A 13393-nucleotide genomic window follows, 5' to 3' on the forward strand; every position below is an offset into this window, starting at 1 on the left:
GGGTAAAGACACTCTAACTGGTGGTGCCGGTGCCGATACCTATACCTTCGAGTTTGGGCAATCTTCTGTTACTCTCACCGATCGCATTACTGACTTTGCTTTTGGCAGTGACAAAATTGATCTCTTGACTTCAGGAGGAGTGGTTACTGGTGCTCCTACCAGCTTTAGTCGTGCTGTTGATAGTAGTGTTGCTACTTTAGCCAGTGTCGTAAATAGTGTATTTACAGATGCTGATGGGGCTTTGGCAGGAGCTCAAGCATTAGGGGTTAATAGTGCGGCTCTAGTGGTAGTTACTACTGCCGGAATTACCGGAACTTACCTTGTGGTTAATGATAGTACTGCAGGTTTTCAGTCCGCTAACGACTTAGTTGTCAATTTAACTGGTTCTACGGGGACTTTACCCGCTTTGGGCAACATTGCTGTTAGTAGCGTCTTTGTTTAATCCTACTCTTAAGAATTGATCTATATAGAACTTACGCATTGACAAAAATCATTAAATATGAGTATGGCTTTTCCAGCATTATAAGGTCATTTTTAGTATTATTTTTTTCTGATTACCAGATATTTTATATTTATTACTAATTGCCTCAAATAACGATATTTCGTTATTACACATTATTGATAATTTGTAAAGTGCGTAACTTCTACTATATATGAATGGCGATCGCTTTTTTCCATGAGAGAGGAGCGATCACTTTTTGAATAGGATAAAATTATAGGTAGAAAAATTGATGAAGGGTTTAACCGTGACAATAACCACAGAAGATGTGTGGCAACTATTAGCCGTTCTTTGCGCCCGCTCATAAAGGAACAGAACTTCTTTTACAGCAGTTTTCATTTCTTTAAACCATCTTCGGTGCATTCTCCTTTGCGATGAAAGCAACGAAAGCGAGAGATAAAAAATGTGGTTTATTCAATCGAAAGACTTTTTCATCACACCCTAACTATTAAAATCATGAAATCTGGTGTATATTTTATCGGTGCAGGACCCGGAGATCCTGATTTATTAACAATCAAAGCCTATAAAATCTTACTTCAAGCCGATGTAATTTTATATGCAGATTCTTTAGTACCAAAACAGATTTTAAAGGATGTAAAATCCAACGCTCAATTAATAGCAACGGGGAATCAAACTTTAGAAAAAATTGTCCCTTTAATGATTGAAAAAGTCAAACAAGGTTTAACTGTCGTTAGGCTTCAATCCGGTGATTTATGCCTTTATAGTGCTATTCATGAGCAAATGAGACAATTAGCAGAAGCAAATATTCCCTTTGAATTAATACCTGGTATTAGTGCTTATCAGGCTGCGTCGGCGAAAATTAGCAGTGAATTAACTGTCCCTGAATTAGTGCAAACCATCATTTTAACAAGAGTTAGCGGTAGTGCATCCCCCGTTCCAGAAAAAGAAGAATTAAAGGGTTTAGCAGCTCATCAGGCTAGTCTGTGTTTATATTTAGCCGCTCGTCATGTGAAAAAAGCCCAAAAAGATTTATTAGAGTATTATCCCTCTGACACGCCAGTGGCAATATGTTATCGAGTTGGTTGGGAAGACGAAAAGATTTTGATTGTGCCTCTTTGGGAAATGGCGATCGCCACAGAAGAACATAATTTGATTCGTACGACAGTATATATTATCAGTCCAGCGTTAAAAAAACTATCAGATGATAAATTTCGTTCTCGATTATATCACCCTGAACATAGTCATTTATTTCGCCCAAAATTGGTTACAGGAAATAAGTAGGGGTTGAATAATTTTCAAACTTTATATTCATCATTCAAATTTTTTTGAGGAATAGTGGGTTTTTTCTTCTCAGTTTTTAACAGAGGAGTATTAATACTTTCATAAGTAAATCAATAAAACCTTGTTTATTATCTAATTTTTTGACAGATTTTTCAAAGGTAGCAACCTGTCTTCTGGATATTCCAAAAACATTGAAAAAATTATCCCAAAATGACTTTGATTCCGCATTTTCTGAGGTTTCATTTTGCCATTCTTGAGTAAAGGCGATCGCCATACTTTTTGTTTCGTTTCAACTTCAAACCATAGTGTTTAAATTTATTTATAATAAATTACCAAAATATTTTTAATACAATACGAAGCATTAATCTTTGTAAATTTTTGAGAGATTTACTTTTTTCTGCCTTTTTTTACCTCACATTTTAATAAAGGTGTACTGATTTTTTCATGTAAATTAAAAAGAAATTCGATGCGATTTAACTCACTAGAAAAAGGTTGATTTGTATAGCATAAATCGACTGCTTTGTCAAGGTTTTGATGAGCTTCTATTAAGTCATTTGGCATGGTTAAAGGATCATATAAATCCGCTAAACTACTATCAAAATATTTATTTCTTATATCTAAGATTCTTTGAGCTAAATTTGCGACTTTTCCCCGTTGTTTTGTCGTCACATTCTCAGGGAAAGGATAGTTATTATAAACAATAGTATTTGAATAACGGTAATCGCTTTTTAGTCTTCCACAAACATATTTAACCCATGTCATGTGCATTTCTGAGGTTAAAATTCCAAATAAAAATAAATTACCATTAGGAATAATTAAACAAAGATTACTTGTGATAATTTCTTTTGGCATAAAACCAATAGGAATATATTTTCTATTTTCAGATGAGACACTAGGAATAACAATATAATCTGTCTCTTGATGAGAAATGAAAGCAAATTTTGTCGGAGTTAATGCTAATTCTTTTGTTTCTTTTCTGCTACTTGCTAAACGAAATTGTTTGACTTTTTCAATTCTTTCATAAATTTTTTTATTCTTTCTAATTTCATCAGGAGTTATATTATTTAACCATAAACACCATCTATCGATATTATTGATAAATTCATGACTTCCCATATATCTACGGATATATTTTTCAGATGAAGAATCTGCTAAAAAATTATTTAATTCCTCTTTATTTTCAATTATTAAATTTCCACCGTCAATTGGTTGATTTCCAAATTTAATTAAAGGTATATCTGAAATAGGTTTACTTCTTTTTAAGATAATTAAATCATTACCTTCTACTAGATAAGGATTGATATTTTTTACTTTAATTTCCGTTACTTCACCCTTGATATTTTCATAAAAAAAAAGCCTTTTATAATCGATATTTTCTAAGCCAAAACCAATAATAACACAATGAACCGCAGCGTTCCCTTTAGCTTCATTACTCCAAGAAAAAGTACGATGAGCAAAATGAATTTTAATCTTATATTTAGTGTATAATTCTTGCCATAAAATGCCTACTTGTTCTCCTTGAGAAATCGAATTAGTACTCACGAAAGCACAACGGGTTTTAACAAAACTGTCTTCATTTTTAAGGGGAGAATCAGGGAGGTTAAGATATTGAGAGGCTTTTAAATACCATGCACAAACATAATCTAAAACACCAGCATTTTTCACTCCCTTAAACACTAAGTTTATGTCAGCTTTTTGCTCAGTATTTTGATAACTTTTACCCACAAAGGGAGGATTACCAAAGATGAAATTAAAAGAAAAAAGAGAATGATGAAAACCTTTTGCGTCCTTAAAATTAACTTCAGAAACATCACCCAAAAACTCCTTTGCGCCTTTGCGCCTTTGCGAGAAAAAAATCTCTTCCCAATTAAATTGTAAAGCATTTCCATGAATGATTTTAGCAGATTTTTTTAAAGGTAAACGGACAAAATATTGACCAAATTCATTACTGACTTTAATATTCATTTGATGATCAATTAACCACATAGTAACCTCTGCAATTCTCACAGCAAATTCATCTAATTCGATACCAAAAAATTGATTTACATCCACCTTAATAAGGTTATTAATATCTAACTCTAATTGTCCTTTTTTATTTAATTCTTTTAAGACTAATATTTCTAAATCTCGTAACTCTCGGTAGGTAATAATTAAAAAGTTACCACATCCACAGGCGGGATCTAAAAATTTTAATTTAGCGATTTTTTCCTGAAATTCTTTCAACTTATTTTGATTATTTTTTTTCTTTTCAAACTCTACATATAAATCATCTAAAAATAGAGGTTTAATAACTTTTTGAATATTTTTTTCTGAGGTATAATGAGCCCCTAAATTACGTCTTTGATTAGGATTCATAACCGCTTGAAACATTGAACCAAAAATAGCAGGGGAGATTTTACCCCAATCTAAACCACAGGCTTTTAATAACATTTCTCTCATTTGACTATCAAAGGAAGCATGATCTAATTTTTCCTAAAATAACTTACCATTAACGTAAGGAAATTGAGCTAAATGTTCATCTAAATTTTTGAGCCTTTTATCTTCTGGTTTATTTAATATTTGAAAAATTGAATCTAAATGAATAGCTAAATCGCTACCATCTTCTTTAGTATGTAAATCTATATATTCATGAAAAATACCTTGATTAAAAATACCAGTATCATCGGCAAATAAACAGAATAATAAACGCACTAAATAAACTTCTAATTGATGTCCTTCATAACCAATTTCTTTAAGTCGATCATGCAATTCTCCCATTAATTCTGCTGCTTGAATATTAACAGGATCACTATCTTTATATTCTCGTTTTTTATACCCAGCTATAAAATCAAATAAGTGGAAATTATTAATAAATTCTGTGAGCAAAAATTCATGATTGATGTCATTTTCTAAGTCATATAATTTGAACCTTGCAAAATCAGAAATTAGGATATATTTAGGCAATTCATACTCTTTTAAACCCGGAAAATAATCCATAGCTTGTTGATAGGCTTTCTCTAAATTTTTGCCCTTCGATTTATGTTCAACTAAAATAACACCTTTCCAAAGTAAATCAATAAATCCCTGTTTATTATCTAATTTTTTAACTACTTTTTCAAAGGTAGCAACCCGTCTTCTCGACACTCCAAAAACATCAAAAAAACTATCCCAAAATGATTTTGCTTCAGCATTTTCTGAGGTTTCATTTTGCCATTCTTGAGTAAAGGCGATCGCCCGATTTTTGATTTCATTCCAACTTAAAGGCATAATTTTTTGTTATTTAACGGTTATAAGGTGGAGTTATTTTTTTCATTTTGAATTAACTTCATAACAACAAAATTCAGAATAGTAGAAATTGCCTCTCAATTATAAACTAATTATTTTTATTATAGGCTTTAGCAGAAGCTCTTATCCATAAAAAAACGGCGATGGAAAATGGTATCATTGCGGCAAGAATACCAGTAATAAAAGCATGATTTTGAGCAAAAGGAGAGACGATAAAAAGAAAAATAATACCCAAACAATAAATTAAACCTAAAAAAGGTAAACCGATGACTAAAAAAGCGAAACGAGTATCTTTATCCATATTAAGAATGAGTAGTGAATAGTTTAAATTACAGGAAAGATTCCTATTTCACAAAGAATGAGGAATGAATAGTTTAAATTACGGGCAAGATGCCTGTTTTACAAGTATTATTTGACGGGCTTAATCTATTAAACCACTACTTTCACTATTGATTACTTAATTTAATTGTTGATGGTAATGATAACTGAGGATTCGATTTAAAACTACTGTTATTGCCATTACCGTTATTTTGATTATTTGAGTTTAATAAAATATTGCGGATTAGTCTAGCGGTTGCTTTTTGGGCTAATCCTCCGGCAATTCTTTGACTAAATTTTGAGGTTTCACTATTTTGTAAAATATTGGTGATAATAGGAATTAATTTTAACGGATCATAACCATCTGTTTCTTGTAATATTTGCAAAATATTGGTTAAATGTTCCATCGATTCTGCATTAATTGCCGCTTTACCATTACCATTATTATTGATGGTAGATTTTAGTTTTAAACCGATAGTTTCTCTAACAGTTGTGGAAATAGTTAACCATGTTTTCTGTGCAAAATTATCTAAAAAATTGACAATTTCATCAGCTAATCTATCTCGAATAAAAGCACCTCTTTCAGAGAATAAAAAATCTACCCCTTGATTGACAACTTTATCAAAGTCATAATCGGGAGAATCTTTGGCATTTCTTAATAAATTTTCAAGACGATTCCAACGAAAACTACCATCTTTAAATAATAAATCTTTTAAGGAATTGCGCAATTCTGGAGATTGATCTGTTAGCAGTCTTTTGGCAACATAGGGATAGGCTTTACTTAATACTTTGAAATTAGGATCAATATTAATAGCAATACCTTCTAATGTCACCATTGATCGAATAATTAAAGCATAATAGGCTGGTACTCGAAAAGGAAATTCATACATCATCGCCGACATTTCATCGGTTATTTTTTTGAAATTTAATTCAGCTACACTAGCACCAAGAGCGTTATTAAAAACGTTTGCTAATGCTGGTATAATAGGCTTTAAGTCAGTTTCTGGAGTTAAAAAGTCTAATTTAACATAATCTTGAGCTAAACCTTCAAAATCACGATTTACAAGGTGAACTACTGCTTCAATTAATCCGTAGCGTTGGTAGGGTAAAATAGTACTCATCATGCCAAAATCAAGATAAGCCAATCTGCCATCAGGCATAGCTAATAAGTTACCCGGATGTGGATCTGCATGAAAGAAACCATGTTCTAACAACTGTCTTAAGGAGCATTGTACACCTACTTCTACTAAATAAGTGGCATCGATACCTTGAGCTTGGATTTCTTGGATATTCGTCAATTTTGTGCCATTAATCCACTCCATAGTTAACACCCTTCTACCAGTATATTCCCAATAAATTTTCGGCACATAAATCTCTGGTAAATGCCCGTATAATTGATTAAATTTAGCGGCGTTTTTGCCTTCCTGAAGGTAATTCATTTCTTCAAAAATACGCTCGGATAATTCATCGGTAATGGCGACTAAATCTGAACGCACTCGTTTTACGTTTTGTTTCACCCATCCTGCAAGAGTACGCATAATATAAATATCAAGGGTGATACGTCTGACTAAATCAGGGCGTTGCACTTTGATAGCCACTTCTTCTCCTGTTTTGAGTTTTCCTCGATAAACTTGCCCTAAAGAGGCTGCTGCAATAGGGTTAGGAGATATTTCGGCGTAAATTTGATCTGGAGTTGCACCTAATTCTTCTTTGATAAATTGATAGGCGATGTCGTTGGGAAAAGGTGGTAGTTGATCTTGTAATGTGGTTAATTCTTCTAAATAAGCAGGGGAGACTAAATCCGGGCGTGTTGACAATGCTTGACCAATTTTAATATAAGCAGGACCTAATTTTGTTAATACTTTCTTCAGTTTAACTGCTCTTTTAGACTCATTTTTGCTGGAATTACCCCACAGAGAATCCCACCAATTATCAAACATCAAACCTGCCAATGGGAAAATAATATTCAACAATCGACTGAATACTTGAATCCATCGCTTATGATAATATTTGATGATAATATCAGGATTATAACGCCAACTATCAGGGGAAATATCACTAATAGGACCTAAATTTTCTTGATGTTGAGCAGGAATTACCACAGGCTGAGAATGGACATTGATAATATTTTCGGCATTTTCATTAATTTCTGTGGGTGTAATAGCTTGAGTCATGAATTTACTTAATATTATCTATTAAAGTTATACAAAAATATAGGACACTCAATAATCATGGTTAACTGTAGGGGCTTAATCTATTAAACCCTTACACGGGGCAACAAAAATCGAGGATGATGAAGAATAAATTGTCTTTAATCATCTCATTGTTTTGTTAATTATTGTAACAAGATCTTTAGATTTTTTAAGAAAATTAAAAATTAAGCCATAAATTATCATTTATTAGAGTTGTGGCACAAGTTAGGCAATGGGCAATGGATAATGGGTAATAGCTAAATTCTAAGATTTTTATAGCTTTTTGATTTCTAACAGCAAACCCTAATTAAAAACCAACATTTTGGGAAAATTATCTCAAATTTCTCTCACCTAGTGGCTTCCATGACATATTTCACTAAAAAAGGCCAAATAATTGTCGCATCGGCATGAATCTCGCTAAAAAGACCGTTTAGTTCCATTTTACGCCATGACATTCCCTCTGAATAAGTAGAACCTGATAAGTTACCATAATATATAGGTTCAGGACAAACTCGGCAACCATAAGCAAATTTTCTCAGAGGTAAATTTTCTTTTTCTCTTTCATTAATTAAATCAATTAATGGACTAACATTTTGAATATTATTTCTGGGTACACCGCCACCAATGGTAAATATACCAAGTTTTTTTGCTTTTGTTGCTAATTCAATTAAATGTTGAGTATCTAATTCTAAATCAAAAATTATCGGTTTTTTTTGCTCTTTTTTTCTTTTGTAATTGTATAAGTAAATATCATTACCTATTTCTGAATCCACAAAAGCGGGGACAAAAACAGGGACATTTTTTTCATAAGCAGACTTTAATATTCCCCGTTGGGTGGGGTAATTTTGCTGAAGATATTCACCAATTAAATGATGAAATAAACGAGGACTGAGATATTCTTGAGGATTACATTTTTCTAAGATTTTATTCAAAATATGTACAACATGATCAAAATTAGTTTCTGGTTCAAGGGTATCTGTAACACGGTTTAATTTTTGTTCCGCTAAAAAAGCATCATCATCATGAAAATTATACTTAAAATGCTTTAATCCTACACTTTCAATTAATCCGTGAGCCATTAAAGCCCCCGTACTACAAATTACCTGTACCATATTTTGCTCAATCATATCACAAATAATTAACCCCATCTTGGCGATCGTCATTGCCCCACTTAGGGTTAAAAATACGCTACAATCTGGATCTTTCACCATTGCTAATAGGGTTTTTGCACCGTTACTCATTTCCGTAGCAACTCCACCATAGCTATGAATGAAGTTTATAAATTCAGTGATATTGAGAGGTTTTTGGGCAAAGATTTCCTCAAGACAAGTAAAAATTATCGGAATAATCAATCTAGGATCACAAAAAACTACATTGGGGAAATAACCATCGGCAATTTGCCCTGGCTTGGCGATACCATAAGAGTTAATATAAATTGCTTCTTCAGGTTTGTGGTATAAAACCTCTTGATATTTTTCCGAAAAAAGACCAATAATAATGACTTTTTCATTGAAATCACTACTTTCGCCATATTCTTGAGGAGATATTAATTTTTTCAACCACCCACGATTAACCATTTCTAATAGTAGTTTTCCTAAAGGATTATCAAGTTTCCCATCATAAACGGCAATAGGTATTTGTTGATCTTCAATCCAATCTCTAATTTTTAGGGTTACTTCTCCTAACATTCTCCCACCAAAAGAACACTGATTCATCGCAAAGACAATATTGGCAACTGTGTAACATTTATTGAGATCTAAAAGTTCTAATTCTTTCATGGTATTACCTATTACTCATTACTCATTATTCATTATTATTCTTCAAAATCAGCATCAATAGCTGTACTACCACCGCGCACAGTTACTAAGTCTATTTGTTGACGATAATAATCAACGCTTTTAATTTCAACTTCTACGGTATCACCAAGACGATAAGCAATACGGTTTTTTCTGCCCACTAAACAAGTATGACGTGAGCGGTATTCATACCAGTCATCTTTTAATGAGCTAACATGAACTAATCCTTCTACTAAGGTGTCTTCAATTTGGACAAAAAAGCCATAAGATTGCACTCCTGTAATTAAGCCTGTAAAGACTTTTCCCGTAGAATCTTTCATTTTTTCGGCTTTTTTTAACCCAATTAAATCAGATTCCGCATCTTGGGCTATTTTTTCTCTTTCGTTAAGATGAGTGATAAGAGAGTGTAAGTCTGTTTCTAAATTTGTTTGTATTGCTGGTGGTAAAACATTCCAGTTAATATCACCGTGACAAGTACTACTTAATAATTCAACGCTTTTGTTTGCACGACTATGACGGCGATCGCGGCCATGTTCAAAAAGTGCTTTTAAAACTCGTTGTATTTGTAAGTCAATATACCGTTGTCCAGGGGAAACACAGTGAGTATAAATAGGTAAAGCTAAACCAAAGTGAGAGGAGGGGTGTTGGGTATATTTATTAGATTTAAGGGAGTTTAATAAGAGGTAATGGAGGACTTTTTCATAGTCAGATTTGCCAAATTCTTGGATAAGATGATAGTAGTCGAGGGGTTGTAATTCGTCTTCGGATTCCAAGTGAAAATCAAGTTTTAAATTAGTTACTAATTTTAATAAATCTTCCAATTCATCCCAATCTGGTTTTGCTTGAGTACAATAAATAGCAGGTAGTTTCAATTCCGTCAAATGTTCGGCTACTACTTTTCCCACTAATACCATTAATTCTGTCATTAAAGACAGTACTGGTAAACTAGGATAGGAGGCGATCGCCCCAATTCTACCTTCGTCTTTAAAATAGGAAGTAATATTATCTAAATTAAGATCAAAACCACCTCGTTGTAATCTTTGAGCTTTAACTAATGGACTTAATTCAAAGAAAAGATGATTGAGTAAGTCTAAAGTCGTTTCTAATTCTGGTTTAGCACTACCAGTGCCAATCATAGATTGTACTTCTTTATGGGTTAACTGATGATCTACCCGAATAACAGAAGGTTGAATTTGATATTTAATAACTTGCCCTTTATCATCTAAAGTTAGAAGTACAGAAACACTCAACCGATCTTCCTGAGGAATTAAAGAGGCACAATTTTGCACAGCTTTAGGAAATAAATCAATAATTTTATCTCCTAAATGAACGCTAGTACCACGTTTACGAGCTTCCCTGTCTAAGTGAGTTTCAGGTTCAACAAAGTGAGCTACATCCGCAAGATGAATACCTAAAAGCCAATGATTTTCTTCAGTTTTTTGGAGAGTAAAAGCACTTTCAACAAATAAATTTAGCTCTTTAGTTAGTTCTTGTTCAATAGTAACAGTTAATAAATCTCTTAAATCAAGACGATTTTCCAATTCTTCAGCAGTAATATCCGCCGTTAAAAGAGAGGCTTTTTGTAATACTCTTTCGGAAAATTCTTGAGGTAAATCATGTTTTGAAGAAACAATATCAGTATCGGCGGCGGTTTCTGCATCACTACCTAACACTCGGATAATTTTTCCTAAGGGTGGATTTTGCCCTAAAGGATAACGTAAAACATTAACATGAACTAGATGATTAACTGTTTCTTTTAAAGATTGACCATTTTCTTTTAAACTTAACTCAAATAAAAGGCGATCGTCTAAAGGTACGGCATTATAATCCCCACTATCTTCAATAACTCTGGCTAAAACAGAAGGATTTGCCCGTTCAATAATCAATTTTACTTCTCCTTCAGGAGAACGACGACGAGTGCCTTCTTTAATAATTTTTACTAAAACTCGATCGCTATTCCAAGCATTACTGAGGTGACTTTCTCGAATATAAATATCGTCAGCATCTTCCTCATCTTGAATGGCAAAACAGAAACCTTTACTTGAACAACGTAACTTAGCTTCTACTACATCTTCTTCTATAACTCGGCGGTATTTACCAAACTCTTTTGTAACTACACCTACTTTTTCTAAAACATCAAGGGCGATTTGTAGTTTTTCGAGTTCTTCAGATTCTTCACAGCCTAGTTTTTTTTCGAGTACTTTTCCTGGCACAAGTTTATCTACACTAAGGTGAGAAAGTATTGTAGCGATTGAAAATTCCATTGACTATATCCTTTCAAATATCTATAATTGTGTTGATTCAGGGACTAAAAATAAAGCAAAGTTTTCCCATACAATCTTTAATGGTGATGGTATCTGGAAAAAACAAAATATCTTCGGTAATGGGGATAATGGTATTGTGATCGCTATCGATTGATATTTAAGTAATTAAACGAAAACAAAAGTTTAATTCCCCTGATTACCTATTAATTTTATTCTCAACCTACTAATATACAGCAAATTTTACCATTAATTTTAAAATTTGAATCTTTGATGATTTTATCAGATTTAAAGGTAAGGTTCAGAAACCCTGACAACATTATTGATCATTTACGTCTAAAATACGAGAAGTAGTAAATCTATTCATCCATTGCTCTAAATATTGACGATTAGCTTTTTTTTCCTCAATATTTTCGGTATTTAGGCTATAAGGTGCTAATCCTTGAAGAGCGGCTGTGGTTACACAATACATAGACTTTTGAAAAGTAATACAAATTTTTACCAGTAAATCATCTTCTCCTCTAGTGGTATTGCGATAAACTTCTTGTAAATAATCAGGTAAATAATGACGCATATCCTGCATTAATAATGTTGGTGGAATTCCAGCACCTCCAACGGGTAACGGATCAGCGTATAATGCCCCATAGGTAAATAATGATTGATCGAATGGGATTTGATATTCTTGAGCGTTAAAAGATACTGTACCTAAAAATGGTGTACCACGAAAAAACACAGCTTCAACATAAGGTACGGCAACATCCATGAGAAAAGTTAATCCTGCTTTTTGAGGTATTAATTCATAGGTTTTACCCTGAATTTCTACAGCGTAGGTAATCGCTTTATTGGCATCGGCTACTAAGCCATCTAAAATGTGTTTGACTACTTCTTCAATGGAGTTAATTTCACTTTGATCATATCTGTCAGATAAACTGATAAATATATCACTCATCACTCGCCAAAATTGCCCCAATGCCGAGTAATAAGCTAACATTTTGACTTGTTCAGATAAAAAGTGGGGAAAAAGCTTATTTAAGCCTGATATAAACGGATTTCCTCGCAATTTTGCCTTAATGGCTTCTTTCGTTGCTTGACTAAATTCTTCACTATCTACATATTCGTCTAACTTACCTCCTCCATGCCATAACATTGCTCTCATACAGTATTCAGCATATTCAAAATTTATGCGATCGTGCCAACAATGACGAAGAAGTTTATTGCCTGAAAAATCACCATTAAAATATTTAAAAAAGGGAAATAATACTAAAAATTGATGTTCAGCAATATAATTAAGATTATTAGAATAAGCATCTAAAACAATACCGTAAGATTTTAAAATACCTACCACTTCAAGAACATTTTCAGGGCTATCTTGTAAAAGACTTTTTCCTGATTCTAAACGGTGGATATATTCTGCTAAAGGATGTTTAGAAGATTTAAGAGAAGTTGTTACCATAATTAAAATAAGTTAGTAATATTTATATTTATATGTTATAGTTCAGAACTACCATAAAATGAATTTTATAGCTAATAGACACGAGTGCAAAATAAAAACTGAGATAAAATTTGGATAGTTTAAGATCAATTTTAGTAACTTTTCCCCGAAGAATTTAGAATGAGAAAGCAAAAAGTCAACCTGTCTGCTAGTCTTCCTGTCAACTATTCACTATCTATTACCCATTAGACATCGACCATAATTAAAAATGCAATCAATTATAATAAACTATTTATGAATTTAGGCTATGTTTTTAATGATTCCTGAGTTAAAATCAGATTTTTTGGAGAAGTCTATTAACCATTGCTGCTAATTGTGGAACAAGTCAA

7 protein-coding genes and 2 pseudogenes are annotated in these 13393 nt (G+C 32.7%); 2 read left to right on the plus strand and 7 right to left on the minus strand.

The genetic code is table 11. The features are described from left to right. Together FWJ34_RS13300 and cobM are read left to right on the plus strand one after the other, a co-directional pair. On the plus strand, positions 1 to 442 hold a 442-nt coding region (locus tag FWJ34_RS13300; RefSeq protein ID WP_308255811.1), incomplete at its 5' end, for a bluetail domain-containing putative surface protein. 513 nt (positions 443 to 955) lie between these two features. Next, the gene (gene cobM / locus FWJ34_RS13305) at positions 956 to 1741 is read left to right on the plus strand and encodes a precorrin-4 C(11)-methyltransferase (protein WP_308255812.1); all 786 of its coding nucleotides are present in this window, start codon (positions 956 to 958) and stop codon (positions 1739 to 1741) included. Positions 1742 to 1823: 82 nt separating this feature from the next. Here cobM and FWJ34_RS13310 read toward each other — a convergent pair. The 7 genes and pseudogenes from FWJ34_RS13310 to FWJ34_RS13340 form a co-directional block, all read right to left on the minus strand. Continuing rightward, positions 1824 to 2015: pseudogene (locus FWJ34_RS13310) on the minus strand (type IIL restriction-modification enzyme MmeI); the annotation flags it as partial. 113 nt (positions 2016 to 2128) lie between these two features. Beyond that, positions 2129 to 4987 (minus strand): annotated as a pseudogene (locus FWJ34_RS13315) (DNA methyltransferase). A gap of 106 nt (positions 4988 to 5093) precedes the next feature. Then, a complete protein-coding gene (locus FWJ34_RS13320) occupies positions 5094 to 5306 on the minus strand; it encodes a hypothetical protein (protein ID WP_308255814.1) in 213 nt (70 codons plus the stop codon). A 145-nt stretch (positions 5307 to 5451) separates the two neighbouring features. Next, the gene (locus FWJ34_RS13325) at positions 5452 to 7497 is read right to left on the minus strand and encodes an AarF/ABC1/UbiB kinase family protein (protein ID WP_308255815.1); all 2046 of its coding nucleotides are present in this window, start codon (positions 7495 to 7497) and stop codon (positions 5452 to 5454) included. Between the two features lie 365 nt (positions 7498 to 7862). Continuing rightward, positions 7863 to 9293 (minus strand): deoxyhypusine synthase family protein, encoded by a 1431-nt coding sequence (locus FWJ34_RS13330; protein WP_308255816.1) that lies wholly within the window; start codon positions 9291 to 9293, stop codon positions 7863 to 7865. 35 nt (positions 9294 to 9328) lie between these two features. After that, on the minus strand, positions 9329 to 11575 hold the full coding sequence (locus FWJ34_RS13335; RefSeq protein ID WP_308255817.1) for a ribonuclease R: 2247 nt from the start codon (positions 11573 to 11575) through the stop codon (positions 9329 to 9331). 316 nt (positions 11576 to 11891) lie between these two features. Beyond that, positions 11892 to 13025 (minus strand): CO2 hydration protein, encoded by a 1134-nt coding sequence (locus FWJ34_RS13340; protein ID WP_308255818.1) that lies wholly within the window; start codon positions 13023 to 13025, stop codon positions 11892 to 11894. Positions 13026 to 13393 lie beyond the last annotated feature (368 nt).

Source organism: Geminocystis sp. GBBB08, assembly GCF_016743215.1.
In the GTDB taxonomy this organism is placed as follows: Bacteria; Cyanobacteriota; Cyanobacteriia; order Cyanobacteriales; family Cyanobacteriaceae; genus Geminocystis.